General features: G+C 69.1%; 23 protein-coding genes and 2 pseudogenes. 17 read left to right on the top strand and 8 right to left on the bottom strand.

Annotation, left to right across the window (positions count from 1 at the left end; translation table 11 throughout):
* Window positions 1-115: 115 nt before the first annotated feature.
* Window positions 116-622, bottom strand: a complete 507-nt coding sequence (locus tag ASD21_RS08645) for an FKBP-type peptidyl-prolyl cis-trans isomerase (protein ID WP_056439586.1) — start codon at window positions 620-622, stop codon at window positions 116-118.
* 119 nt (window positions 623-741) lie between these two features.
* Window positions 742-1,269, bottom strand: coding sequence for a MarR family winged helix-turn-helix transcriptional regulator (locus tag ASD21_RS08640; RefSeq protein WP_056439583.1), 528 nt, complete (start codon window positions 1,267-1,269; stop codon window positions 742-744).
* Between the two features lie 68 nt (window positions 1,270-1,337).
* On the opposite strand from ASD21_RS08640, the gene ASD21_RS08635 reads away from it, so the two are divergent.
* The gene (locus tag ASD21_RS08635; protein ID WP_056439580.1) at window positions 1,338-1,754 is read left to right on the top strand and encodes a VOC family protein; all 417 of its coding nucleotides are present in this window, start codon (window positions 1,338-1,340) and stop codon (window positions 1,752-1,754) included.
* A gap of 66 nt (window positions 1,755-1,820) precedes the next feature.
* On the opposite strand, the gene ASD21_RS08630 is transcribed toward ASD21_RS08635, so the two are convergent.
* Together ASD21_RS08630 and ASD21_RS08625 are read right to left on the bottom strand one after the other, a co-directional pair.
* On the bottom strand, window positions 1,821-3,755 hold the full coding sequence (locus ASD21_RS08630; protein WP_056439577.1) for a M61 family metallopeptidase: 1,935 nt from the start codon (window positions 3,753-3,755) through the stop codon (window positions 1,821-1,823).
* A gap of 195 nt (window positions 3,756-3,950) precedes the next feature.
* Window positions 3,951-4,319: a response regulator transcription factor gene (locus tag ASD21_RS08625; RefSeq protein WP_056439574.1), complete on the bottom strand. Its 369-nt coding sequence runs from the start codon at window positions 4,317-4,319 to the stop codon at window positions 3,951-3,953.
* A gap of 188 nt (window positions 4,320-4,507) precedes the next feature.
* On the opposite strand from ASD21_RS08625, the gene ASD21_RS08620 reads away from it, so the two are divergent.
* From ASD21_RS08620 to ASD21_RS08600, 5 genes are all read left to right on the top strand, one after another.
* Complete coding sequence (locus tag ASD21_RS08620) at window positions 4,508-5,176, top strand: PepSY-associated TM helix domain-containing protein (RefSeq protein WP_442856954.1); 669 nt, start codon at window positions 4,508-4,510, stop codon at window positions 5,174-5,176.
* A gap of 11 nt (window positions 5,177-5,187) precedes the next feature.
* Window positions 5,188-5,721, top strand: coding sequence for a DUF2271 domain-containing protein (locus ASD21_RS08615; protein ID WP_056439571.1), 534 nt, complete (start codon window positions 5,188-5,190; stop codon window positions 5,719-5,721).
* Window positions 5,722-5,738: 17 nt separating this feature from the next.
* The gene (locus ASD21_RS08610; RefSeq protein ID WP_056439568.1) at window positions 5,739-6,620 is read left to right on the top strand and encodes a DUF4198 domain-containing protein; all 882 of its coding nucleotides are present in this window, start codon (window positions 5,739-5,741) and stop codon (window positions 6,618-6,620) included.
* A 73-nt stretch (window positions 6,621-6,693) separates the two neighbouring features.
* A complete protein-coding gene (locus ASD21_RS08605; RefSeq protein ID WP_056439565.1) occupies window positions 6,694-7,686 on the top strand; it encodes an FAD:protein FMN transferase in 993 nt (330 codons plus the stop codon).
* Window positions 7,683-9,245, top strand: a complete 1,563-nt coding sequence (locus tag ASD21_RS08600; RefSeq protein WP_056439562.1) for a flavodoxin domain-containing protein — start codon at window positions 7,683-7,685, stop codon at window positions 9,243-9,245. The genes ASD21_RS08605 and ASD21_RS08600 overlap by 4 nt, the downstream gene beginning before the upstream one ends.
* A 94-nt stretch (window positions 9,246-9,339) precedes the next feature.
* Here ASD21_RS08600 and ASD21_RS08595 read toward each other — a convergent pair whose 3' ends face one another.
* The gene (locus tag ASD21_RS08595) at window positions 9,340-9,882 is read right to left on the bottom strand and encodes an NTP transferase domain-containing protein (RefSeq protein ID WP_056439561.1); all 543 of its coding nucleotides are present in this window, start codon (window positions 9,880-9,882) and stop codon (window positions 9,340-9,342) included.
* Between the two features lie 200 nt (window positions 9,883-10,082).
* Between ASD21_RS08595 and ASD21_RS08590 the strand changes: the two genes are divergently transcribed.
* The 7 genes and pseudogenes from ASD21_RS08590 to ASD21_RS08560 all read left to right on the top strand — a co-directional run bounded on the left by ASD21_RS08590 (window position 10,083) and on the right by ASD21_RS08560 (window position 17,374).
* Window positions 10,083-11,144 (top strand): LacI family DNA-binding transcriptional regulator, encoded by a 1,062-nt coding sequence (locus ASD21_RS08590; RefSeq protein ID WP_056439558.1) that lies wholly within the window; start codon window positions 10,083-10,085, stop codon window positions 11,142-11,144.
* 182 nt (window positions 11,145-11,326) lie between these two features.
* A complete protein-coding gene (locus tag ASD21_RS08585) occupies window positions 11,327-12,478 on the top strand; it encodes a fumarylacetoacetate hydrolase family protein (RefSeq protein WP_056439556.1) in 1,152 nt (383 codons plus the stop codon).
* Window positions 12,479-12,501: 23 nt separating this feature from the next.
* Entirely contained in the window at window positions 12,502-13,254 is a 753-nt protein-coding gene (gene xylB / locus ASD21_RS08580) for a D-xylose 1-dehydrogenase (protein WP_056439548.1), read from the top strand.
* Window positions 13,255-13,397: 143 nt separating this feature from the next.
* The gene (gene xylC / locus ASD21_RS08575) at window positions 13,398-14,279 is read left to right on the top strand and encodes a D-xylonolactone lactonase (protein ID WP_056439545.1); all 882 of its coding nucleotides are present in this window, start codon (window positions 13,398-13,400) and stop codon (window positions 14,277-14,279) included.
* On the top strand, window positions 14,266-16,047 hold the full coding sequence (gene xylD, locus ASD21_RS08570; protein ID WP_056439542.1) for a xylonate dehydratase XylD: 1,782 nt from the start codon (window positions 14,266-14,268) through the stop codon (window positions 16,045-16,047). The genes xylC and xylD overlap by 14 nt, the downstream gene beginning before the upstream one ends.
* 243 nt (window positions 16,048-16,290) lie before the next feature.
* Window positions 16,291-16,737 (top strand): annotated as a pseudogene (locus tag ASD21_RS08565) (GNAT family N-acetyltransferase); the annotation flags it as partial.
* Between the two features lie 220 nt (window positions 16,738-16,957).
* Window positions 16,958-17,374 carry a hypothetical protein gene (locus tag ASD21_RS08560; RefSeq protein ID WP_156390747.1) on the top strand — a complete coding sequence of 139 codons (417 nt, stop codon included), beginning with the start codon at window positions 16,958-16,960 and terminating at the stop codon, window positions 17,372-17,374.
* A 12-nt stretch (window positions 17,375-17,386) separates the two neighbouring features.
* Here the strand turns inward: ASD21_RS08560 and ASD21_RS08555 are convergent, their stop codons facing one another.
* Complete coding sequence (locus tag ASD21_RS08555) at window positions 17,387-19,573, bottom strand: TonB-dependent receptor domain-containing protein (RefSeq protein ID WP_056439533.1); 2,187 nt, start codon at window positions 19,571-19,573, stop codon at window positions 17,387-17,389.
* Between the two features lie 307 nt (window positions 19,574-19,880).
* Here ASD21_RS08555 and ASD21_RS08550 point away from each other — a divergent pair, with 307 nt between their 5' ends.
* The 4 genes and pseudogenes from ASD21_RS08550 to ASD21_RS24670 all read left to right on the top strand — a co-directional run.
* Complete coding sequence (locus ASD21_RS08550; protein ID WP_056439530.1) at window positions 19,881-21,323, top strand: sugar porter family MFS transporter; 1,443 nt, start codon at window positions 19,881-19,883, stop codon at window positions 21,321-21,323.
* 240 nt (window positions 21,324-21,563) lie between these two features.
* The gene (locus ASD21_RS08545) at window positions 21,564-23,189 is read left to right on the top strand and encodes a family 43 glycosylhydrolase (protein ID WP_056439528.1); all 1,626 of its coding nucleotides are present in this window, start codon (window positions 21,564-21,566) and stop codon (window positions 23,187-23,189) included.
* A 162-nt stretch (window positions 23,190-23,351) separates the two neighbouring features.
* Window positions 23,352-24,197, top strand: coding sequence for a rhamnogalacturonan acetylesterase (locus ASD21_RS08540; protein WP_056439525.1), 846 nt, complete (start codon window positions 23,352-23,354; stop codon window positions 24,195-24,197).
* 1 nt (window position 24,198) lies between these two features.
* Window positions 24,199-24,261 (top strand): annotated as a pseudogene (locus ASD21_RS24670) (hypothetical protein); the annotation flags it as partial.
* Between the two features lie 70 nt (window positions 24,262-24,331).
* Here the strand turns inward: ASD21_RS24670 and ASD21_RS08535 are convergent.
* Both ASD21_RS08535 and ASD21_RS08530 read right to left on the bottom strand, forming a co-directional pair.
* The gene (locus tag ASD21_RS08535; RefSeq protein WP_056439522.1) at window positions 24,332-25,081 is read right to left on the bottom strand and encodes a YceI family protein; all 750 of its coding nucleotides are present in this window, start codon (window positions 25,079-25,081) and stop codon (window positions 24,332-24,334) included.
* A gap of 239 nt (window positions 25,082-25,320) precedes the next feature.
* Entirely contained in the window at window positions 25,321-25,920 is a 600-nt protein-coding gene (locus tag ASD21_RS08530) for a TetR/AcrR family transcriptional regulator (RefSeq protein ID WP_056439519.1), read from the bottom strand.
* Window positions 25,921-25,962: the final 42 nt, after the last annotated feature.

Below are 25,962 nucleotides of genomic sequence, written 5' to 3'. Positions count from 1 at the left end.
CCTGTCCGCCCCCACAGGGGGCGGAGGACGAGAACGCGGCGCCCTCTTCCCCCTTTGGGGGAGGAGCGCCGAAGGCGCGGAGGGGGCAAGTGTTCGCCCGCTCCGCGCCTTCAATTCAATCCACCGCCAGCATCCCGATCAGCCGCAGCCTGAACACCAGCACGCTGTTGGCCGGGATGGGGCCCGTGCTGCGTTCGCCGTAGGCCAGCTCGGCCGGGATCCACAGGGTCCATTCGTCGCCGACGTGCATCATCGGCAGGACCTTCAGCCAGCCCGGGATCAGACCCTCGGCCGGCATGATCGCCGCCTGGCCGCGCTGGAACGAGCTGTCGAACACCGTGCCGTCCAGCAGCTTGCCCTCGTAATGCACCTTGACGATGTCGCCGATCTTCGGCGAGGGGCCGGTCTTCGGACCCGAGGTCGTCACCTTGTACTGCAGGCCCGAGGCCGTGGTGACGACGCCGGACGCCTTGGCGTTCTTGGCCAGGAAGGCCTGGCCCTCGGCCAAGGTCTTGGCGGTGTCGACGGCGGCCGACAGCTGGGGCGGGCTCGAAGCCTCCTGCGCCAGGACGGGGCTCGACAGCAGGGAAAGGCCCAGGATCAGGCCGGCGATGCGATTCATGCGGACACTCACAGCGGAATTTGAGACAGAAGACATCCGAGCGGACGTCTGGATGGGCGCAAGCGTGAAGCTTGGATCGTCTTCCACGGAACCCGTGGCGGCATCAAGACCGGACGCGCTCAGGCGGGCGGAATGATGTCGTCTTCGAGCGACCGGGCCAGCTTGCGAAGCAAGGTCGCGAGCCTTGCACGTTCCTCGTCATCGAGCACGTCCAGGATCCGGGCTTCCACCTCCATGTCCCGCCGAAACGCCGCCTCGGCCACACGGCGACCTTCCGGCGTAAGCTCGACGAGCAAGCCGCGGCCGTCCGCTTCGTCCGGTGGACGACGAATGAGGCCGGCCTTGGTCAATCGCTTCAGTCTGTCGGTGAGCCCTCCGGACGAGATCATCAGCGAGCGGTAGAGTTCGGTGGGGCGAAGACGATAGGGCTGTCCCGATCGCAGCAGGGTCGCGACCACGTCGAATTCGCCGGTGTCCAGGCCATGTTCGGCGAACACGGCTTCGATGGCCGGCCGCGCTTGGGTCGCGATAAGACGCGCGCGGCCCAAGATCGCCATCCCGACCGTATCAACGTCGGGCAGTTCAATGGCCCATTGGGCCCGACGGGTGTCGATGCGATCCAGCCGCCCGTCCACATGTCTTGACATCAAGATATCTAACCCGCATTTATCTCGACATCGAGATACATCCGTTTCGACGCTTTTGGAAAGACCCGATGCCCAAGATGCTTTTCGTGAACCTGCCGGTACGGGACCTGGCGGCGGCGACCCGGTTCTATCAAGCGATCGGCTTTGAGAAGAACGCCCAGTTCAGCAACGAGCAGGCGTCTTCCATGGTCTGGTCCGACGCCATCACCTTCCAGCTGATGGTCCACGACTACTACGCGACATTCACCACCAAGCCGATCGCCGACGCCCACCAGACCAGCGCGGCCCTCTTCGCCCTGTCGCGCGACAGTCGCCAGGACGTCGACGCCATCGTCGAGGCCGCCGCCAAGTCCGGCGGCAAGGCGGACGTCCGCGAGGCCCAGGACCTGGGCTTCATGTACATCCGGACCTTCGCCGACCCGGACGGCAATGTGTTCGAGCCAGCGTGGATGGACATGTCGTCCATGACCGGCGGGCAGGCGTAGCGTCGCCAAGGAAAAGGGCCGCCGGCGTCTCCGCCGGCGGCCCCTTCACTGTCTCCGCACCAGCGCCTATTTGCGCGCGGTGTAGATGTCGTCCAGCCGCGCGGGCGTGCCTTCGATGCGCTCCAGGCGCGGGTAGCGCAGGCCGCCGTGATAGTCGATCTTGACCGTCCGGTAGCGCTCGCCGTCCTTGACCAGCAGCTCGACCGCCGGGGCGTCGGCCTTGGCCGTGGCCTTGACCGCGTCCTTGATCAGGTCGTCGGAATAGGCCGTGCCGTTGATCGCCACGATGGTCTCGCCGGCCGTCAGGCCCGCCTTGAAGGCCGGGGTGTCCCAGTTGACCGCCGACAGCACGCCTTCCTTGCCGATCGTCACGCCCAGCGAGTAGCTGAGATTGACGACCTTGCCCCGGGTTTCCGCCGCCTTGTAGAACTCGGTCGGGGTGTCGGTATAGACCAGCTTGTAGCCGCCGCGGGTCAGGCCATCGAGCGGCGCGTGCTCCGAAAGCCCCTCGATCCGGGTCTTCAGGAAGGTGGCCCAGTCGTTGGCCACCACGCCGTTCAGCGTCTGGACCACGGTGTCGAAGTCGTAGGTCAGCGGCACGTAGGAGCCGTTCTCGACGCCGAAGAAGGCCTTGGCGAAATCGTCGAGCGACTTCTTGCCGCCGGTCTTCTCGCGGATCAGCGTATCGGCGTCGAGCCAGACCAGCTGGCCTTCCGAATAGTAGTCCTCGCTACGCTGCCAGCTGGTCCACGAGGCCGGCTTGCGGTTGGCGATGATCGGGTCGTTGGTGGTGTCGAGCACGTTGCGCCAGTTGCGGCCGGCGCGGGTGTCGTAGAGCGCGGCGGTCATGGCCAGGGAGTCCAGGCCCTGCTGCTTGGTCTGCAGGCCCGAGCGGGCGGCCAGCACATTGCCCCAGTACTGGGTCTGGCCCTCGTAGACCCACATCAGGCTGTCGCGCATCGGCTCGTTCAGCGTGGGGGTGTAGAGGTCGGCGGCGCGGCGGAACTTGCCGTTCCACGAGTGGGTGTATTCGTGCGCCAGCAGGTCGCGGCCGACATAGGTCTTGTCCCAGTCGGTGAAGTATTTGGGCACGACGCCGTTTTCGCTGGAGCGGTGATGCTCCAGGCCGATGCCGCCCATCTTGTCGGTCAGGGCCAGCAGGAAGTCGTAGTGGTCGTAGTGGTGCGCGCCGTACAGCTTGTAGGCCTGCTGCACCAGGTTGCGGTGGATCTGCAGCTGCTCGGGCTTGATCTCCAGCAGCTCGGGCTTGTCGGCGACGATGTTCAGGCGCACCGGCGTGGCCGCGCCCGGATCCAGGTCGACCTGCTTGTAGTAGCGGCCGGCGAACATCGGCGAGTCGACCAGGGTCTCGAAGGTGGTGGTCTTGAAGGTGGTGGTCGAACCGCTGGTCGAGGCCTTCTCCAGCGCGGTGCCGAAGCTCCAGCCTTCCGGCAGCTTGACGGTCGGCTCGATCTGGATGCGGCGCGTGTAGTAGCCGGCCGGGTAGAAGCCCAGCTGCAGCCATTGCACGTTCAGCATGTCGTCGGTCACCAGGATGCGGCCGACGTCGGCCTTCACCGGGGTGAGGAACTGGAAGCTGACCTGAACCTCGGTCGCGCCTTCGGGCACGTCGAAGTGGAAGGCGTGGACGGCGACCGGGTCGCGGGTCCACGGCAGGGGCTTGCCGTTGGCGGTGATCACCAGACCGGCCATCTTGTCCAGGTCGTTGCGCGGCGAGTGGCCGCCGGGAACCCACTGCGGATAGAGGATGGTCATCGGGCCGGACTTGGCGACCGGGATCGTCTCGCGGACCTGGAAGATCTTGCGGTCCAGGTCGGTGGCGTCGACCGACAGCTTCAGCACGCCCGGATAGGCGACGTCCTGGGCGGCGGCGATCGCCGGGGTCGGCGGCGCCTGGACCGGAACGCGCTCCTGGGCGAAGGCGCCGGAGAAGCTGAGCGAAAGAGCGAGGGCGGAGGCGGTAAAGAACAGCGTTTTCAAGAAACGACCCCAATGCGACGCGCAGGCATGCTCCCGCGACGAAAGGCGGCATACTTCTCCTCTAAAGCGGTGCTTGTCGAGGTCGCCTGTCGCATCGACGGATCGATTGGTCGAGTTTTTGGGTCAAGCCTGCCGGGCAGGCGCCCCGTGACTCCGACCGAACCGCGTTCGCCGGCCTGTTTTCAGGCCGCCCCTTCAGGCCGCGTGCGGCCAGCGCGCCTCCAGCGCCCGCACCGCGCCCAACAGGCGGGCCGGCGAGATCGGCTTTTCGAGGCGGGCGTCGCCGCGCTCGTCTTCGGTCAGCAGGCGGTCGTCGCGGGCCGAGGCCAACAGCACGGCCGTGCGCGCGCCCCGACGACGGCGCGTGGCCTTGATCAGCTCGCCGCCGGTCATGCGCGGCATCCAGAAATCGGTGATCAGCAGATCGGGATCGAAGGCGTCCATGGCCGCCAGGGCCTGCTCGCCGTCGCGGCAGACCAGCACCTCGAAACCCGCCTCGCTGAGGGTGATCTCGTGGATGGTGGCCAGGAGGATATCGTCCTCCGCGACTAGGATCCTGCGCAACGCTCGCCCCCGACGTGCTTAACAACTGGTAAACAGAACTAGCCGCCCCCGAGGCGCGCGTCCCCGTGCGCTATCGTCGCACTCGGCATTGTCGCACTGGCCGATCCAGAATTCCTTAATCGCGGAAGAAAGCCCGAACGGGCGCCGCGTCGCGCGGGAAGGCTTGCTTTTGCAAGTCGTTCTCAAGTATGGCCTTGGCTCAGCTCAAGCCCTCGCCCCCGGATTCCGTGAAAACCGCACCCGTCCAGCAAAGCCGCTCGTTCTGGCTCAAGCAGTTGCACCAGTGGCACTGGATCAGCGCCGCGCTGAGCCTGATCGGCCTGCTGCTGTTCGCGATCACCGGCTTCACCCTGAACCACGCCGGCCAGATCGAGGCCAAGCCCAAGATCGTGAGCCGCAAGGCGACCGTGCCCCCCGAACTTCTGTACCTGCTGGCCTCGGGCCCGGTGGAGGGCAAACGCCCCCTGCCGATGGAGCTCGAGACCTGGCTGGACAAGGCCGTCGACGCCGACATCGCCCGCCGCGAGGGCGAGTGGTCGGAGGAAGAGGTCTATATCGCCCTGGCCCGTCCCGGCGGCGACGCCTGGATCAGCATCGACCGCCAAACCGGCGCCGTGGAGCACGAGAAGACCACGCGCGGCGCGATCTCGCTGCTCAACGACCTGCACAAGGGCCGCAACGCAGGCAAGGCCTGGGGCTGGTTCATCGACATCTTCGCCGCCGCCTGCGTGATCTTCGCGGTCACCGGCCTGATCCTCCTGCAATTCCACGCCCGGGCCCGTCCCCTGACCTGGCCCCTGGTGGCCGGAGGCCTGGTGATCCCGCTGCTGCTCGTCATCCTTTTCGTCCACCTGTGAGGCGTCCCGTCATGAAGCGCTCCCCCCCGAAGCTGTCGCTGTCCTTGCTGACCTTCTCGGCCCTCGGCGCCGGCGCGGCGACGCCCGCCCTGGCCGCCGATCTCAACGTCACCGTCGAGGTCCCGCGCCTGACGGTGGCCGAGTACCACAAGCCCTATGTCGCCATCTGGGTGGAGGCCCCCGACGCCTCGACCGCCGCGACCCTGGCGGTCTGGTACGACGCCGACTCCAAGGAAAACCACGGAACCAAGTGGCTGAAGGACATGCGCCAGTGGTGGCGCAAGGCCGGCCGCGCGATGAGCTTCCCCGCCGACGGGATCAGCGGCGCGACCCGCGCCCCCGGCCCGCAGAAGCTGGTGTTCAGCGGGGCCAAGGGTCCGCTGAAGGACCTCAAGCCCGGCCAGTACAACCTGGTCGTCGAGGCCGCCCGCGAGGTCGGCGGCCACGAAGCCGTCCGCGTGCCGTTCACCTGGGGCAAGCCGGGCGCGCCCGCCACCGCCAAGGGGACGGCCGAAGTCGGCGCCGTCACCGTCGCCGTCAAATAGATCGAGAGAGAAACGCCATGACCTTCAAGAAGCGCCTTCTCGCCGTCGCCGCCCCCCTGGCCATTGGCGTCGCCCTGTTCCTGCCCTCGGCCGCCAGCGCCCACCGCGGCTGGATCGTGCCGTCGTTCACGGTGCTGTCGGGCGACGGCGCCTGGGTGACGCTCGACGCGGCGATCTCCAACGAGCTGTTCTACGCCGACCACAATCCGATGCGGCTGGACGCCGTGGTGGTCACCGCGCCGGACGGCTCGGTCGACAAGATCCAGAACGCCCTGACCGGCAAGTACCGTTCGACCTTCGACGTCCAGCTGGCCAAGCCGGGCACTTACAGGATCGGCTCGGCCACCAGCTCGATCATGGCCAGCTGGACGCAAGACGGCCAGGTCAAGCGCTTCCGCGGCACGCCGGAAGAGTTCGCCAAGCAGGTCCCGGCCGGCGCCGCCGACCTGAAGACCATCAAGAGCTTCAACCGCAACGAAACCTTCGTCACCCGCGACGCGCCGACCACCACGGTGTTCGCGCCGACCGGCAAGGGCCTGGAGCTGGTCCCGGTCACCCATCCCAACGACCTGGTGGCCGGCGAGGCGGCGACGTTCAAGTTCCTGCTCGACGGCAAGCCGGCGGCGGACCTGGACGTGACCCTGGCCCCCGGCAATTCGCGCTACCGCGCCACCCCCGGCGACTTCAAGGTCAAGACCGGCGCCGACGGGTCGTTCAAGGTGACCTTCCCGGAGGCCGGGATGTACTGGCTGAACGCCGTGGTGCGCACCGGCGAGACCGGCCGCGGTCCCGGCGGCGGCATGGGCGGCCCCGGCGGCGCTCCGGCGCCCGCCACGCCCCTGGCCGGCGACGGCATGAGCGCCAGCTACACCGCCACGCTCGAAGCCCTGCGGCCGTAGAACTCAAAACGTTGTCATCCCGGACAGCGCTCCGCGCTTCCGGGATGACAACCTCATTTGATTTGCGCCCCCCATGACCCGCGTCCTCGTCCCCCAACTCGCAGAACCGCCCGCCCGCCCGATCGGCGGCGCGGTGCTGGCGCTCGCCGGCCAGACGATGGGCACGACGTGGTCGGTCAAGCTGGTCGCGCCGCCGACCGCGAACGCCGACGCCCTGACCGCCATGGCCCAGCGCGAGCTGGACGGCGTCGTCCGGGAAATGAGCCCGTGGGAGCCGCTGTCGGACCTGTCGCGCTACAACCGCGCCGCCGCCGGACGCTGGATCGCCCTGCCCCCGGCCTTCGCCCAGGTGCTGCGCTGCGCCCTGGAGGTCGCCGAGGCCACGGACGGCGCGTTCGACCCGACCCTGGGCGCGCTGGTCGACCTGTGGGGCTTCGGCCCGCGTCCGTTCTCGGGTTCGCCGCCGCCGGCCGACGCCGCCGCCAGGGCCCGCGACGCGGCCGGCTGGCGCCGCCTGACCTTGGACGGCGACAGCCTGTTCCAGCCGGGCGGCCTGCGCCTGGACCTCAACGGCGTCGCCAAGGGCTTCGCGGTCGACCAGGTCGCCGCCGCCCTCGACCGGGCCGGGGCGCGCTCGTACCTGATCGAGGTCGGCGGCGAGCTGCGCGGGACCGGGGCCAAGCCCGACGGCCAGCCCTGGTGGGTCGAGCTGGAACGCCCGCCCACGGCCAATGACGGCTTGCGCACCCTGGTCGCCCTGCACGGCCTGTCGGTGGCCACCTCCGGCGACTACCGCCGGTTCTTCGAGCACGACGGCCGCCGCTACGCCCACACCCTGGACCCGGCCACCGCCGCCCCCGTCGCCAACCCCACGGTCAGCGTCACCGTGCTGGATGAAAGCTGCATGCGCGCCGACGCCTACGCCACGGCCCTGACCGTGATGGCGCCCGACGCCGCCCTGGCGTTCGCCGACGCGCACGGCCTGGCCGCGATGATCCTGGCGCGCGGCCCGACTGGCCTGGAGGAGCGCCTGTCGCCGGCCCTGTCGGCGATGCTCGACGCATGAGCCTCCTGAATCCGTTTTGGGAAAGCCTGACGCCCGAGGCCCGCCGCCTGTGCGCCGCCGGCCTGGTGCTGGCGGCCTATGCCCTGTTCTGCCTGGCCGTCGCCGTGCGCGAGGCCCAGCGCCGCCGCGCCGCCAGCCGCGCGGCCCAGGCCCTGTCGACCGGGACCGGCGCCGGCGTGCTGGTCGTCCACGCCAGCCAGACCGGCTTCGCCGAGGAACTGGCCCTGGCCACCGCCAAGCTGCTGGGCGACGGCGCGCGGGTGACGCTGAAGAGCCTGGCGGACGTCACCGCGCCCGATCTCGCCGCCGCCAAAAATCCCGAGAGGGCCCGCGCCCTGTTCGTGGTCAGCACCACCGGCGAGGGCGACGCCCCCGACGACGCCCGCCGCTTCATTCGCGACGTGATGAGCGGCGAGCCCGCCTTGCACGGCCTGAGCTACGGCGTGCTGGCCCTGGGCGACAGCACGTACACGCACTTCTGCGCTTTCGGCCGCACCTTGGACGCCTGGCTGGCCCGGCATGGCGCCGCGCCGCTGTTCGACCGGGTCGAGGTCGACGACGGCGACCCGGCCGCCTTGCGCCACTGGCAGTCGCATGTCGGCGTGCTGGCCGGCGTCACGGACGCCCCCGACTGGACCCGGCCGCGCTACGGCCGCTGGCGGCTGGCCGAGCGCCGGCGACTGAACCCGGGCAGCCCGGGCGACGCGGCGTTCCATATCCGGCTCGAGGCGCTGGAGGCCGCGACCTGGGAGGCCGGCGACATTCTCGAGGTCGGGCCGCGCAACGATCCGGCCGAGACCGCGGCCCTGCTGGCGCGGCTGGGCCTGGACCCCGCCGCCCCGGTCGTCGCCGAGGACGGCGCAACCCTGGCCCAGGCCCTGTCCTGGCGGCGCCTGCCGCACGACGACGGCCTGGCCTCCGCGACGCCCCAGGCCCTGGTCGACCCCCTGCCGCCCCTGCCCCACCGCGAATACTCGATCGCCTCGCTGCCGGCCGACGGCGGCGTCGAGCTGCTGGTCCGGGCGATGAAGCGGGCCGACGGCAAGCCGGGGCTGGGCTCGGGCTGGCTGACCGCCCACGCCGCCGAGGGCGCCGAGATCGCCGCGCGGGTGCGGACCAACCGCGCCTTCCACGGCCCCGAGGACGACCGGCCGCTGATCCTGATCGGCAACGGCACCGGCCTGTCCGGCCTGCGCGCTCACCTCAAGGCCCGCGCGGCCGCCGGCCATCACCGCAACTGGCTGGTGTTCGGCGAGCGCATGGCGGCCCACGACTACTTCCACCGGGACGAGATCGAGGCCTGGTTGGCCGACGGGGTGCTGGCCCGCCTGGACCTGGCCTTCTCACGCGACCAGGACCGCAAGATCTATGTCCAGCACCGCCTGATGGAAGCCGCCGAGCCCCTGCGCGCCTGGGTGGCCGACGGGGCGGCGATCTATGTCTGCGGTTCGCTGGAGGGGATGTCGGGCGACGTCCACGCGGCGCTGACGGCCGTGCTGGGGGCCGGGACGATGGAACGGCTGGCGGATGAGGGGCGGTATCGGCGGGACGTGTACTGACGATCTCCGTGGATGAAGGTGGGGACACACACTCACGGCAAGACCCTGCCCAATGATCCGAGACCATGGGGTTGAGTGTGTGTCCCCCTCTTGATCAGCGGTCTGACAACGCCGCCCGCTCCTCCGGCGTATTAGCCCCGCGCAGCCGCGCGGCCACCGCCTCATCGCAAGCCAGCGCCACAAGCCTCGCCCGCTCGACTAGCCGCCGCAGCGGCCAGCTGTCCTCGGCCTCAACCGGCAAGGCGGCCAGGGTCAGAACCATCGGCACCGGCAGCCCCTCGTAGAACGCCCCGGGCCCCTCCACCGCCAGCAGCGGCGCCAGGTCCTCGGCCGTCACGGTCGGCGCGTCGACCGCCAGCACCAGGACCCGCGCCAGGCCGTGCGCCGCCAGGGCCCGCGCGCCGGCCAGCACACCGCCGACCGGTCCCCCGCCGGGCGCCGGATCGTCGACATGCTCCAGCCCATGATCGCTTCCCGCCGTCAGCACGCGGACGGCGCCGACCGCCGTCGCCAGGGCCGCCACGCGATCGACCGCCCTGCGGCCGCTCCACTCCAGCACGGCCTTGTCGGCGCCCATGCGACGCGAGGCGCCGCCGGTCAGGATGATCGCCCCGAACGGGGTCGTGCATGGGGTCATGGCGCCAATCTAGGTCAGACAAAGTTCGCCGTCTGCATCGCGTTGGCCGCAACGCGTTCGGACGAAAGCCTGAAAGGACAGGAGACGGCGGGCCGTGATCGCGCTGCCGGACCCTGTGCTCCATCAAAGACTTGCGGCTCGTCTTCCAAGACACGACCAAAACGGTCTAGTGTCCGCCGCGATTAAGGGACGGAACATCGATGAACGACCGCAACGAGCGTCAACGCCGCCGCACGACCCAGAGCGCGACCATCCGCGACGTGGCGGCCCTGGCCGGGGTGTCGCCCATGACGGTGTCGCGGGTCATCAACCGCGAGACGACGGTCAAGACCGAGACCAAGGCCCTGGTCGAGGCCGCGATCAGCGAGCTGAACTACGCGCCCAACCCCGCCGCCCGCAGCCTGGCCGGCTCGGCCCCGTTCCGCATCGGCCTGCTCTACGACAACCCCTCGACCGGCTATCTGTCCGAGTTCCTGGTCGGGGCGCTGGACGAAAGCAGCCGCACGGGCGCGCAGGTGGTGATCGAGAAGTGCGCCGAACCGGAGCTGGCCGGCGCCACCCTGACCCGCCTTCTGAAGACCGGCGTCGACGGCCTGATCCTGCCCGCGCCGCTGTGCGAGAGCGCCCAGGTCCTGGCCGAGGTCAAGGCGGCCGGCGCCGCCGCCGTCGCCGTGGCGCCCGGCATGCCCAGCGCCGACATGGCCACCATCCGCATCGACAACGAGGCGGCCGCCTTCGAGCTGGCCCAGCACCTGCTGGCCCTGGGCCACAAGCGGTTCGGCGTCATCAAGGGCCACCCCAACCAAACGGTCAGCCAGCAGCGCCTGGACGGCTTTCTCTCGGCCTTGAAGGGCGCCGGCATCCCGGACGAGAACGTCCGCGTCGAGCAGGGCTATTTCACCTACCGCTCGGGCCTGGAGGCGGCCGAACGGCTGCTGGGCGAGGACGACCGCCCCACCGCCATCTTCGCCGGCAACGACGACATGGCCGCCGCCACCGCGGGCGTCGCCCACCGCATGGGACTGGACGTGCCCGAGGACCTGTCGATCGTCGGCTTCGACGACACCTCGATCGCCGCCAACATCTGGCCGGCCCTGACCACCGTCCACCAGCCGATCGCCGCCATGGCCCGCGCCGCCGTCGACCTGGTGCTGGAGGAAATCCGCCGCAAGCGCGGCAAGGCCGGCGAGCCCAGGCAGCTGATGCACCCGCACACCCTGATCGTGCGCGATTCGACGGGGCCGGCGCCCAGCGAAGGCTGAGCGCGATCTACCGGGATTCCGGCCGCCTTTGACGCATGGCGCGCCCAATCGCTCGCAATTCCGTCAATTGTATTATCAAATCACCGACTTGCGCGACCATGCATGTTAGCGCTAACAGATGTGCCGACGTGAACGAGCGTGACCGTGGTTTGGTCGTAAAGCTCGGCTAGGGAGAAGACGTGGTGGGCATTGTGGAGTTCCTTCCCGAGGATTGGCGCGAGGCGACCCTGCTGGGCCGCATCGACTTCGGACAAGGTCCGACGCCCGTCCTGATCCGCGACGGGCGGATCGAGGATGTCAGCAAGATCGCGCCCACCACCTCCGACCTGATGAACGCCTTCGCCCCGGGCGCGGCGATCCCGCGGGGCGAGGACCTGGGTCCGCTGGACGCGCTGGACGTCCGCCCCGTCTGGGCCGATCCCGAAGGCGCGGCCGCCAAGCTGCTGGCTCCGGTGGACCTGCAGGTGCTGAAGGCCGCCGGCGTCACCTTCGCCGTCTCGACCCTGGAGCGGGTGATCGAGGAACGCGCGCGCGGCGACGCCGCCGCCGCCCTGAAGATTCGCGAGCAGCTGTCGGCCAGCATGGGCGGCGACCTGCGCAGCGTGAACCCGGGTTCGGACGGCGCCGCGCGCCTGAAGGCCACCCTGATCGCCGACGGCCTGTGGTCGCAGTATCTGGAAGTCGCCATCGGCCCCGACGCCGAGATCTTCACAAAGGGTCCCACGCTGTCCTCGATGGGCTGGGGCGACCACGTGGGCGTGCGCAGCGACAGCCACTGGAACAATCCCGAGCCGGAAGTTGTGCTGCTGTGCGACGGCCAGGGCCGGATCCGCGGCGCCTCGCTGGGCAACGACGTCAATCTGCGCGACTTCGAAGGCCGCTCGGCCCTGCTGCTCAGCAAGGCCAAGGACAACAACGCCTCGTGCTCGATCGGCCCGTTCTTCCGCCTGTTCGACGACGGCTTCTCGCTGGATGACGTCCGCTCGGCCGAGGTGACGCTGAACATCACCGGCCGCGACAACTTCGTGCTCGACGGCCACAGCAACATGAGCCTGATCAGCCGGGACCCCGCCGTTCTGGCGGGTCAGGCGTTCGGCAAGCAGCACCAGTATCCCGACGGTTTCGCCCTGTTCCTGGGCACGATGTTCGCCCCGATCCAGGATCGCGACGCCGCGGGCCAGGGCTTCACCCACAAGGTCGGCGACCGCGTGCGCGTGGCCACCCCGAAGCTGGGCGTTCTGGAGAACGAGGTGACCACCTGCGATCTCGCCGCCCCGTGGACGTTCGGCGTCTCCGCCCTGATCCGCAACCTGGCTGGCCGAGGCCTCCTGTGAATTTTGAAGTAAAGCGCCCGCAAGTGAGCACCTCCTCCGCCATCTATCCCAGCCTCAGGGGCAAACGCGTCGTCATCACCGGCGGCGGCTCAGGCATCGGGGCCGGCATCGTCGCCGGCTTCGTGCGCCAGGGCTCCGAGGTGATCTTCCTCGACGTCGCCGACGAGGACTCCAAGGTCCTGGCCCAGCAGCTGTCGGGCGCGGACATCGCGCCGGTCTATATCCGCTGCGACCTAACCGACCTGGAAGCGGTGGCCAAGACCTTCGCCCAGATCGGTCCCATCGACGTGCTGGTCAACAACGCCGGCAACGACGACCGCCACAAGCTGGCCGAGGTGACGCCCGCCTACTGGGACGAGCGCATGAACGTGAACCTGCGCCACATGCTGTTCTGCACCCAGGCCGTGGCCCCGGGCATGAAGGCGCGCGGCGGCGGGGCGGTGATCAACTTCGGTTCGATCAGCTGGCACCTGGGCCTGGAGGACCTGGTCCTCTACGAGACCGCCAAGGCCGGCATCGAGGGCATGACCCGCGCCCTGGCCCGCGAGCTGGGCCCCGACGACATCCGCGTCACCTGCGTGGTGCCCGGCAACGTCAAGACCAAGCGCCAGGAGAAGTGGTACACGCCCGAGGGCGAGGCCGAGATCGTCAAGGCCCAGGCCCTGAAGGGCCGCCTGGTCCCCGACCATGTTGCCTCGCTGGTGATGTTCCTGGCCTCGGACGACGCGTCCCTGTGCACCGGCCACGAATACTGGATCGACGCCGGCTGGCGTTGATCGGCGCGTAGAGTCCCCTCCCGCCCTTCGGGCCCGCCCCAGGACGGGGAAAGATCCGGCGTCGCGCCGATCCTCGACCTTTGGAGGAGCTGTCGCGAGGCGATGGAGGGGATATACCGCTGTGAACTGAGAGGACGTCGCGCATGCCCGAACCCACCTGCGTCTGGGATCTGAAGGCCACCCTCGGCGAGGGGCCGATCTGGTCCGCCGAGGAACAGGCCGTGTGGTTCGTCGACATCAAGGGCCACAAGGTCCACCGCTTCCATCCGGCCAGCGGCGAGACCAAGAGCTTCGACGCCCCCGACCAGGTCACCTTCCTGGCGCCGCACGCCGGCGGAGGCGGGTTCGTGGCCGGCCTGAAGAGCGGCCTGCACCGCTTCGATCCGACGACCGGCGCCTTCGTCTTCCTGGCGCGGATCGAGCCGCCGGAACTGAACAACCGTCCCAACGACGCCACGGTCGACGCCGAGGGCCGCCTGTGGTTCGGCACGATGCACGACGGCGAGGAGACCCCGACCGGCGCGCTCTACCGCCTGAGCGCCGACGGCAGGCTGGTCCAGCAGGACGAAGGCGTCTGCATCACCAACGGCCCCTGCGTGTCGCCCGACGGCAAGACGTTCTACCACACCGACACTCTGGAAAAGGTCATCTGGGCCTACGACCTGGGCGCGGACGGCGCGCTCTCCAACAAGCGCCTGTTCTTCAAGCTCGAGATCGCCGACGCCTGGCCCGACGGCTCGGTGGTCGACAGCGAGGGCTTCGTCTGGACGGCCCTGTGGGGCGGCCATGGCGCCCTGCGGATCTCGCCGCGAGGCGAGGTCGTCGACCGGATCATCCTGCCCGCCGTCAACGTCACCAAGCCCTGCTTCGGCGGGCCCGACCTGAAAACCGTCTATTTCACCACCGCCCGCAAGGGCCTGAGCGACGAGCAACTCGCCGCCAATCCCCTGTGCGGCGGCCTGTTCGCCCTGCCCGTCGCCGTCGCCGGCCAGCCCCAATACGAGGTGCGTCTTGACCTCCCCTAACAGAACTCCCCGCCGCTTCCGCTCGCGCGACTGGTTCGACAATCCGGACCACATCGACATGACCGCCCTCTATCTGGAGCGGTTCATGAACTACGGGATCACCCCGGAGGAGCTGCGCAGCGGCAAGCCGATCATCGGCATCGCCCAGACCGGCAGCGACATCTCGCCGTGCAACCGCATCCACCTGGACCTGGTCACCCGGATCCGCGACGGCATCCGCGACGCCGGCGGCATCCCGATGGAGTTCCCGGTCCACCCGATCTTCGAGAACTGCCGTCGCCCGACGGCGGCCCTGGACCGCAACCTGTCGTATCTGGGCCTGGTCGAGACCCTGCACGGCTATCCGATCGACGCCGTGGTCCTGACCACCGGCTGCGACAAGACCACCCCGGCCGGCATCATGGCCGCCACCACGGTCAACATCCCGGCCATCGTGCTGTCGGGCGGGCCGATGCTGGACGGCTGGCACGACGGCGAGCTGGTCGGCTCGGGCACGGTGATCTGGCGCTCGCGCCGCAAGCTGGCGGCCGGCGAGATCAACGAGGACGAGTTCATCCAGCGCGCCGCCGACAGCGCCCCCTCGGCCGGCCACTGCAACACCATGGGCACGGCCTCGACCATGAACGCCGTGGCCGAGGCCCTGGGCCTGTCGCTGACCGGCTGCGCGGCGATCCCCGCCCCCTATCGCGAGCGCGGCCAGATGGCCTATCGCACGGGCCAGCGGATCGTCGACCTGGCCTATGAGGACATCAAGCCCAAGGACATCCTGACCAAGCAGGCGTTCGAGAACGCCATCGCCCTGGTCGCGGCGGCCGGCGGCTCGACCAACGCCCAGCCGCACATCGCGGCCATGGCGCGGCACGCGGGCCTGGAGATCACCGCCGACGACTGGCGCGCGGCCTACGACATCCCGTTGATCGTCAACATGCAGCCGGCCGGCAAGTATCTGGGCGAGCGCTTCCACCGGGCCGGCGGCGCGCCGGCGGTGCTGTGGGAGCTGCTGCAGCAGGGCCGCCTGCACGGCGACGTCCTGACGGTCACCGGCAAGACGATGGCCGAGAACCTGGAAGGCCGCGAGACCAAGGACCGCGAGGTGATCTTCCCCTACGCCCAGCCGCTGGCCGAGAAGGCCGGGTTCCTGGTGCTGAAGGGCAACCTGTTCGACTTCGCGATCATGAAGTCCAGCGTGATCGGCGCCGACTTCCGCGCCCGCTATCTGAGCAAGCCCGGCCAGGAAGACATCTTCGAGGCCCGGGCCATCGTGTTCGACGGTTCGGACGACTATCACGCCCGGATCAACGACCCGGCCCTGAACATCGACGAGCACTGCATCCTGGTGATCCGCGGCGCGGGTCCGATCGGCTGGCCCGGCTCGGCCGAGGTGGTCAACATGCAGCCGCCGGACGCCCTGCTGAAGCGCGGCATCATGAGCCTGCCCACCCTGGGCGACGGCCGCCAGTCGGGCACCGCCGACAGCCCCTCGATCCTCAACGCCTCGCCCGAAAGCGCGATCGGAGGAGGTTTGTCCTGGCTCAGGACCGGTGACGCCATCCGCATCGACCTGAACACCGGCCGCTGCGACGCCCTGGTGGACGAGGCGACGATCAGCGAGCGCCGCAAGGAAGGCATCCCGGCCGTCCCCGCGACCATGACCCCCTGGCAGGAAATCTACCGCGCCCACACGGGCCAGCTGGAAACCGGCGGGGTGCTGGAGTTCGCGGTCAAGTACCAGGACCTGGCCAGCAAGCTGCCCAGGCACAATCACTGATCTGGAAGGCCCTCGGAGCGATCCGAGGGCCTTTTTGGTTTAGGGATCGGCGGCTAACGCTTGCCCCCTACGGACCGCTTCGCGGTCGTCTTCCCCCAGAGGGGGAAGAGGAGTCGCGCTTTCGTCCTCCGCCCCCCTATGGGGGCGGACAGACCGCGAAGCGGTCAGGTGGGGGCAAGCGAGTGTGATCCCACGCGACGGAGCGACGCGATGACAGCTGTGCGAGACGCCGAACCCGCCGACCTCAAGCCCCTGGCCCACCTGTGGTGGACCGGCTGGCGGGACGGCCATGAGGGGCTGCTGCCCGATGCCTTGAAGCGTCTGCGCACGCTCGAAAGCTTCGAGGACCGGATGGCCGCCGCCCTGCCGAAAGTGCGGACCCTGGGCCCGGTCGGCGCGCCGCTGGGCTTCCACCTGCTGAAGGACGACGAGCTCTATCAGTTCTACCTGGCCGCCGAGGCGCGCGGGACCGGCGCGGCGGCGGTGCTGATGGCCGACGCCGAGGCGCGGCTGGCCCAGGCCGGGGTCGCCACCGCCTGGCTGGCCTGCGCCATCGGCAACGCCCGCGCCGCGCGGTTCTACGAGAAGTCCGGCTGGACGATGGCGCGGATCGAGACCGTGCCGACCGAAACCTCCGAAGGCCTCTTCCCGCTGGAGGTCTGGCGCTACGAGAAGCACCTGGCCGGTTAGGCGACTAGGGTCGACCAACCTCAAGCCTGGTGTGTGATCCTCGTCCTTCGACGAGGTTTTCGCTTCTGAAGCCGAACGTCGATCAACACTAGGGGATTTGCTCGGGGCGCCCTGCGGCTTCCCCCCGATGGCGGCGGCCCCAAGCGACGCGCAAAGCTGCCTCTCACCTGGCTCGGCCCGCCGCGACGGCGGGCGCGGGCCTCATGATGGGAGGCGTTCCATGGCGGCCAGGATTCGAGCGACCTTGGCGATCGTGCTGCTGGTCGGCGAGCTTGCGGCGGCCGGTTCGGCCTTCGCCCAGACGCAGGACGAGGTCGAGTGTTCGCGGCAGGCGACCCAGCAGACCGGCTACGACCCGATGAACCCGCCCGTTCCCGCCCAGGCCACCGCCGCCGGCGCGACGGGCAGCGGGGCCAGGGTCAAGGGCGCGGCGGTCGGCGCGACCATCGGCGCGGTCTCGGGCGGCGACGTGGGCGACGCGGCCGTGGCGGGCGCGGTGGCAGGCGGGGTCGCCAGGCGGTCGAAGAACCGGCGCGCGGCCCGCTCTCAGAACGAGGCCAACGCCCAGGCCGTGGCGGCCGGCCAGGCCGCCTACGAGCAGGCGCGCGCCGCCTGTCTGGCGAGCCGCGGCCACTGAAATCGTCCGCCGCTAGCCGCCGACGGCGCCCGAGCCGAAGTCGAACTGTTCCGGCCGCGCCTTGCCGCCGCCGAGCGCGTAGGTGAAGCCGAAGAACACCGCCCGCACCTTGGCCCGGCGCTCGACGCGCTGTTGCAGGGTCGGCGTGTCCAGAACCATGTCGTCCTGGAACGAGTTCAGCACGTCGTTGGCCGTGACCACGAAGTTCAGCTTGTCGTTGACCTTGCGGCGATAGCCCAGGTTCAGCAGCGAGATCGGCTCGCGATAGCCCTGCGGCGCCAGGCGCTTGCCCGAGGTGAAGCCGTTCAGCTGGAAGAAGTCCTTGGGCGTGGCCTGCCAGCTGAGGCTCCCGCGCCCCGTCAAGGTCGTGCCCGAACGCGTGCCCGCCGCGCCCAGGGTTGTCGACTGGATCTCGTTCCAGAAGGCGTTGCCGCTGACATTGTAGCTGAGCTTGGGCGTCAGCTTGCCGTTGGCCACCAGCTCCAGCCCGCCGTTGCGGCTCTTGGCCAGGTTCTCGCGGGTGGTCAGGAAGACGCCGTCGCCCAGATTTCGCACCACGTCGACCACGCCGTCGTGGCTTTCACGATAATAGGCCGTGGCCAGGTATGACGCCGGTCCCTTCCGGTACTGCCAGCCCAGCTCATAGGAGTCGGTGACCTGGGGCTTCAGGTCGGGATTGCCGGCCCGGTAGTTCTTCGGGTCCTGGTAGATCGGATAGGGATTGAGGTCCTGGGCCTGCGGGCGCTGGACCCGCTTGCTGTAGTTGGCGGTCAGCGTCTGGGTCTGGCTCAGGGTGTAGCCCATGTGCAGCGACGGATAGACGTGGAAATAGGCGTTGTCGTCCTTCTGGCCGGTCGTCACCTGGTTGGTGCGGATCTCGACCTGCTCGGCGCGCAGGCCGCCCAGCACCGTGAAGTCGCCGAACGGCCGCTCGTAGGTGGCGTAGCCGGCATAGACGTCCTGGCTGTAGAGGAAGCGGTTGGTCCGACGCGGATCGACGGTCTGGTCGGCGGCCGTCGGGCCGGTCGAGCCGTGGTTGTCGTAGTCGTTGTCGACGACCTCGAAATCCAGCCCAGTCTTCAGCTTGGCCTCGTCGGGCATCGGGCGGGTGTAGTCCAGCTTGAAGTTCAGGCGGTCCTGGTCGGAGCCGAAGCCGAACGACTCGTGGACGTCCGCCCCGGAGGTGTTGTCGATGAAGGCCTTGCCGTCGCGCGCGAAGTCGGTGACCTCGTATTCCAGGTGAGCGTCCAGTTCGTGCTCGGAGCCCTTGAACTGGTGGCGCCAGGCGCCGCTGACCGCGCCGTTGTCGCGGCTCATCGTGGCGCTGGAGGTGCGCAGATAGACGGGCCCGGCCGGCGTGGCGCCGAGGTCGGTGAAGCGCTCCTCGCCGTCGGTGTCGTAGTCCATGCCCCGGAAGCGGACCTCGGCGCTGAGCCTGTCCTTCGGGGTCAGGTTGTAGTCGAGGCCGCCGCGCAGGTTCATCGCGGCGCCGGCGTTGGTGAACGCCCCTTCCTGCAGGGTGTGGGCCGGCGCGCCGACGACGGGCAGGGTCTCGCGCTCGTCGGTCGTCCAGAACTTCTGGCGGTCGTAGCGGTAGCCGGCGTCGCCCGACAGGGTCAGCTTGCCCCTGACCAGGTTGCCGGTGACGCCGGTGTTGTAGCGGCTGTCGGGGCCGACGTTCAGCTTGATCGAACCGGTCGCCCCCGGCTTGTGGGTCCTCTTGGTGATCAGATTGATGATCCCGGCCGTGCCGTCGGGACGGTAGGCGGCGGAGGGGTTGGTCATCACCTCGACGCGGTCGATCTGGTCGGCCGGCATCTGCTGCAGGGCGTCGGCCTTGCCGTCGCCGTTGAACATGCTGGACGGCTTGCCGTCGATCATGATCGTGACGTTTGGATCGCCGCGCAGGCTGACATTGCCCTGCACGTCGACCTCGACGGAGGGGATGTTGCGTAGGGCGTCGGCGATCGAGCCGGTCTTGGCCGACAGGTCGTTGGCGACGCTGTAGCTGCGGCGGTCGATCGAGGTGCGCATGGCCGTGGAGTCGCTGGTCACCGTCACGCCCTCGACGGCGGTCGGGGCGTCGGCCGGCTTGGCCGGCTTGGCCGGCTGGGTCGCCGGCGCGGGCTTCGTCTGGGCCTGAACAATGTTCGACGAGAGAAGCGCCGTGGCGGCGACCAACAGAACTTTGAAACGCAAGGACGTCCCCCGACGGATACTTGTGCGGCAAGGTGAAGCTTGCCCATGACTTAGAGGCGCGAAAGAGGCCAAGTCGCGAGCCGAGGCAAATGTCTTTTCGGCAATGTTTCGCGGATCGACGGTTGCGGCGTCATGACAGCGTTGACATGATCCCCTCGCGTCGGCCGATCGGGGAGGCGGGCGGGGGTCTCGAACCGCCGCTTGCGCGCTGATACCGGTAACACTAAGGTCAGGCCAACCAAAGCCCCGCTTCAGGGGCTCGTTAGGGATCAAACGCGGCCTTCGGGCCTCATGGGGAAGACAGACAGTGGCATCTGTAGCAAACGCCGGACCGAGTCCGGGGATGAGCGCCGACGGCGCCAAGGTCAACATGGCCTTCATCGCCGCCATCGTGGCCGTCGCCACCATCGGCGGCTTCATGTTCGGCTATGACAGCGGGGTCATCAACGGCACCCAGGAGGGCCTGGAGAAGGCTTTCAGCCTGAGCAAGCTGGGCACCGGCCTGAACGTCGGCGCCATCCTGATCGGCTGCGCCGTCGGCGCCTTCGCCGCCGGCCGCCTGGCCGACGTCTGGGGTCGCCGCACGGTGATGATCATCGCCGCCCTGCTGTTCCTGGTCAGCGCCATCGGCACCGGCGCCTCGGACACCTCGCTGGTGTTCATCGCCTTCCGCCTGCTGGGCGGCCTGGGCGTGGGCGCGGCCAGCGTGCTGTGCCCGGTCTACATCTCGGAAGTCACGCCCGCGAACATCCGCGGCCGCCTGTCGTCCGTGCAGCAGATCATGATCATCACCGGCCTGACCGGCGCGTTCGTGGCCAACTACATCCTGGCCCACACCGCCGGCAGCTCGACCGCCATCTTCTGGCTGGGCTTCCCGGCCTGGCGCTGGATGTTCTGGATGCAGACCATTCCCGCGGCGGTCTTCTTCTTCAGCCTGCTGTCGATCCCGGAAAGCCCGCGCTACCTGGTGGCCAAGGGCAAGGACGCCGACGCCGAAAAGGTGCTCTCGCGCCTGTTCGGCGAGGGTGAAGGCGCCAAGAAGGTGGCCGAGATCCGCGCTTCGCTGGCCGCCGACCACCACAAGCCCAAGATGAGCGACCTGATCGACCCGATCACCAAGAAGCTGCGTCCGATCGTCTGGACCGGCATCGGCTTGGCCGTCTTCCAGCAGCTGGTCGGCATCAACATCGTCTTCTACTACGGCTCGGTGCTGTGGCAGTCGGTGGGCTTCTCGGAGGACGACTCCCTGAAGATCAACATCCTGTCGGGGTCGCTCTCGATCCTGGCCTGCCTGCTGGCCATCGCCCTGATCGACAAGCTGGGCCGCAAGCCGCTGCTGCTGATCGGTTCGGCCGGCATGGCCATCACCCTGGGCACCGTGGGCTACTGCTTCTTCCGCGGTTCGATGATCGACGGCGCCCTGCATCTGCCGGGCAATTTCGGCCTGATCGCCCTGATCGCGGCCAACGCCTATGTGGTGTTCTTCAACCTCAGCTGGGGCCCGGTGATGTGGGTCATGCTGGGCGAGATGTTCCCCAACCAGATCCGCGGTTCGGGCCTGGCCGTCGCCGGCTTCGCTCAGTGGATCGCCAACTTCGGCATCTCGGTCAGCTTCCCGGCCATGGCCGCGGGCCTGGGCCTGCCGGTCACCTACGGCTTCTACGCGGCCAGCGCCCTGGTCTCGTTCTTCTTCGTCCAGAAGATGGTCCGCGAGACCCGCGGCCAGGAGCTGGAAGACATGCAGGGCTAACGAGCTTCTTTCCCTCCCCCTCGCGGGGAGGGACGAGCGACTATGAGAACGCCCGGGAGGTTCCGCCTCCCGGGCGTTTTCTTGTGCGGTTTTGCCTTTGCCGGACGTCGCTTTCGGCGCCAGTTTCAGACCGGCCTCCGGCCCCGAAAACCGCAAATGACACCGGTGGACAAGGCCGTATCCTTGCCGCTAAGTGGCCGGCAACAAGCGTACGACGCTTAGGGTCGGGAGGAGTTTTTCATGGTCGATGTCAGCCGTCGCGGCGCCCTGGGCTCCCTGCTGACCGGAGCCGCCGTCGCCGCTGTTCCCGCCGCTTCGCAAGCCGCCCAAATGGGGGCGCTGCCCAGCGCGCCGGCCGCCGGCGCCGGGCCGACTTGGGCCAAGGGGATCGAAGGCCAGCGCAAAGCCGACCTGGGCGACGGAACCTTCCTCAATCCCATCCTGGCCGGCGACCATCCCGACCCGTCGATCCTCAAGGACGGCGACGACTACTACATGACCCACTCGTCGTTCGACGCCTATCCGGGCCTGCTGATCTGGCGCAGCCGCGACCTGGTGAACTGGACGCCGGTCGGCCCGGCCCTGAAGACCAACGTCGGCTCGATCTGGGCCCCCGAGCTCTGCAAGCACAAGGGCCGCTACTATATCTACCTGCCGGCCAAGTTCCCGGACAACAACACCAGCTACGTGATCTGGGCCGACAAGATCGAAGGGCCGTGGAGCGAGCCGGTCGACCTGAAGCTGACCCGCTATATCGACCCCGGCCACGTGGTCGACGAGAAGGGCGTGCGCTGGCTGTTCCTGTCGGGCGGCGACCGCATCCAGCTGGCCCCCGACGGCCTGTCGACGGTCGGCCAGCCCGAGCACGTCTACAATCCGTGGCGCTATCCGGACGACTGGGACGTCGAGGGCTTCTCGCCCGAGGGCCCCAAGGTGATGAAGCGCGGCGAGTACTACTATCTGGTCACCGCCGTGGGCGGCACGGCCGGCCCGCCGACCGGCCACATGGTCATCGTCGCCCGCGCCAAGTCGCTGGCCGGCCCTTGGGAGGACGATCCCAGGAATCCGGTCGTGCGCACGACCAACAACAGCGAGAAATGGTGGTCGCGCGGCCACGCCACCCTGGTCGAGGGCCCGACCGGCGACTGGTGGACCGTCTATCACGGCTACGAAAACGGCTTCTACACCCTGGGTCGCCAGACCCTGCTGGCCCCGGTCACCTGGACCAAGGACGGCTGGTTCGAGGTCGGCGGCGGCGATCTCTCGAAGCCGCTCGCCAAACCCAACGGCGGCAAGGCCGTGCCGCACGGCATGGCGCTGTCGGACGACTTCACGACCGACAAGCTGGGCGTGCAGTGGAGCTTCTTCGACCCCAAGCCGGGCGAGCGCGACCGGATCAAGCGCGAGGGCGGCGTCCTGACCCTGAAGGGCGCGGGCGAGGCCCCCTCGACCGGCGCGCCGCTGATCTTCGTCAACGGCGACCAGGCCTACGAGATCGAATGCGAGATCGAGATCGATCCCGACACCCGCGCCGGTCTGATCCTGTTCTATGACCGCCAGCTCTATTGCGGCCTGGGCTTCGACGAGAAGAACTTCGTCACCCACCAGTACGGCATCGAACGCGGGCGGCCGCCCAATCCGCATGGCGCGAAGATGCTGATGCGGCTGCGCAACGACCGCCACATCGTGGCCTTCCACACCAGCGGCGACGGCGGGGCGACCTGGAAGCGGTTCGACCGCGGCATGGAAGTCTCGGGCTACCACCACAATGTGCGCGGCGGCTTCCTGATGCTGAAGCCGGGCCTCTACGCGGCGGGCAAGGGCTCGGCGCGGTTCAAGGGGTTCAAGTACCGGGCGCTGGCTTAGTCTCGTTCACGCGCACCCAACAGTTGTCATCCCGGAAGCCTCGTAGAGGCTGTCCGGGACCCACGTGAGTGGGCTGATACGGTGCGGCCGCCCTGGGTCCCGGACAAGCGCTGCGCGCTTTCCGGGATGACAACGAAATAGGTTGGGAAGATCAGGCACGACATGCTCAAACCCCTCCTCCTCGCAGCCCTGTTCGCGACGCCGGCCCTCGCCCAGGCCTCCGCCGATCCGCCGCCGTTCAAGGCGACCAAGATCGTGCTGGTCGGCGACTCCACCACCGCCGTGAACAGCGGCTGGGGCGGGGCGTTCTGCGGCGTGCGGGTGACCTCGAACGTGGCCTGCGTGAACCTGGGGCGCGGCGGGCGCAGCACCAAGACCTATCGCGGCGAAGGCTCCTGGACCCTGGCCCTGGGCGAGATGAAGGGCGGCCCGTTCGCCGACACCTATGTGCTGATCCAGTTCGGCCACAACGACGCCTATGGCCGCGCCGAACGGATGACCGACCTGAAGACCCAGTTCCCGGCCAATCTGAAACGCTATGTCGAGGAGGCCCGCGCGGCCGGCGCCCATCCGGTGCTGGTCACGCCGCTGTCGCGCCGCCAGTTCAAGGACGGCGAGCTGATCGACGACCTGATCCCGTGGGCGGAAGCCGTCCGCGCCGTCGCCGCCGAGACCGGGACGCCGCTGGTCGATCTGAACGCCCGCAGCGCCGCGGCCGTCCAGACGATGGGTCCGCTGAAGGCCGCCGATTGGGCCGAAGGACCGCCCTCGCCCGCGCTGGCCCAGGCCCTCGCCGGCGGCACGACGGTGGGGGTCAAGTTCTACGAACCGCCGATCCCGGGGGCCGCGGCCGTGCCGATGGACCCGCCGGGCCAGCCGCCCGCCACGCCGCCGTCGAAGTTCGACTACACCCACCTGGGCTCGACGGGCGCGGCGGCGTGCTCGGAGATCGTCGCCGAGGAACTGATGAAGGCGGTTCCGGCCTTGGCCCGGAATTTGGTCCCGTAGGACGCCCCCTCCGTCACGCCGCGTATTCGCGGCGCGCCACCTCCCCCGCTGCGCGGGTGAGGAGGAAGCGGCGTCCCTTCTCCTCCCCCATGAAACGGGGGAGGTGGCCGCGAAGCGGACGGAGGGGCGTTCCGCTACTGCGCCGCCGGAGCCGTCTTCGGCAGGGCCGGACCGCTGAACTCGGCGTCGATCTGGACGTCCACCTGGTCGCCGACGCCCATGGTCGAGCCGGGCGCCGGAACGCCGGCGCCGATGCCGAACTCCGAACGCTTGAACGCGCCGTGGGCCGAGAAGCCGATGCGAGCGTGCGGGTCCATCGGGTGGCCGGCATAGCCGCCGTTGAACGTCGTCTCCAGCACCACCGGCTTGGTCACGCCGTGCAGGGTGAAGTCGCCGGTGATGTTGGCGGTGTTGGGGCCGGTGACCTCGACCTTGGTCGAGCGGAAGGTGATGGTCGGATACTGGCCCGCGTCCAGCCAGACCTTGCCGGTCAGCTCGTCCTTGAAGCCGGCCGGCGGCCTGTTCAAGGTCAGCGACCTGGGATCGACGGTCGCCTCGACGGTCGAGGCCGAGGGATTGGCCGGATCGAAGTGCAGCTTGGCGTCGAAGTCGCTGAACCGCGCGGTGTAGTGCGAGAAGCCCAGGTGGTTGACCCTGAACTCGAGGTTGGCGTGGTACGGGTCCAGCTTGTAGTCGCCGGCCGGAACCTGCGGCATCACGAACTTGTCGGCCGCGGCTCCCGGCGCGGCGGCCGAGGGCGCGGCGGCGGGGGCCTCGGCCTTCTTGACGGCCGGCGGCGCGCAGGCCGCCAGGGCCAGGACGGCGGACGCCGCCAGCCAGGAAGCCGTGCGAAGGGCGTGCGGAGGAACGGTCGAATAGGTCATGGCGTCTTCCCTGCTGTGTCGGCGGCCTCCAGCGGCCGTCCGCGCCGTTCCCGGTTAAATCCGAGGCGTGCGATCCCACGAAGGACGCAGGACGGCGCCAGGTTCCGACATCGGGCCGGCCATTTTCTCGTCTCGACTTGACGTTACGGAAGGCGCGGTGATGCTGTCCACCGCTACCTCGGCCCAGTCACGCCCCCTGGCCCGCCCCTTGGAGACGGTTCTTGAGCAGTCTCGCGACCTCAGCTCAGCAGTTGCCGGATCGTCGCGATCAGCACGCGGGCCAGGGGCTCGCGATCGGTGTCGGGGTGATTGACCGCCCGGATGATCATGCCGTCGAACAGCAGCCCCACGACCTCGCAGCGGGCCTGGAATTCGGCGTCGCTCCACTCGGGCTTGCGGCTGCGGTTGAGCATGGCCTGGGCGTAGACCCGCTCCTGCGCGTCGGCGGCCTGCAGGATCGCGGCGACCTTGGGATTGCGGCTGGCCTCGGCCAGGACCTCCAGCGTCAGGGACGCGCGGCCCAGGTCGAAGCACTTGTCGACGGCCTCGGGCAGGTGGTCGGTCATGGCGTCCAGCAGGTCGCCCGGCCGGCTTTCCATCTCGGCGAACTTCTCGCGCATCTCGGCCAGGTCCTGGGCGACGATGGCGGCGATGATCGCCTCCTTGTTCTCGAAGTAGCGGTAGATCTGGCCCACGCTCAGGCCCGCGGCCTTGGCGATCTCGGCCATGCTGGCCCCGTGGAACCCCGCCTGCCGCACGCAGTCGCACGCGGCGTCCAGGATCTGCTGCCGCCGCGCCTCGGGCGTCGGCCGGCACGCCGTGTTGGCCTCATCGCTCATCGAAAGCTTCGCTTCCCAATTAAATTTCCGTCACGTCAAGCT

The sequence above is a fragment of the Caulobacter sp. Root1455 genome, assembly GCF_001426905.1.
In the GTDB taxonomy this organism is placed as follows: domain Bacteria; phylum Pseudomonadota; class Alphaproteobacteria; order Caulobacterales; family Caulobacteraceae; genus Caulobacter.
This window is presented reverse-complemented; position numbering and strand designations above follow the sequence as displayed.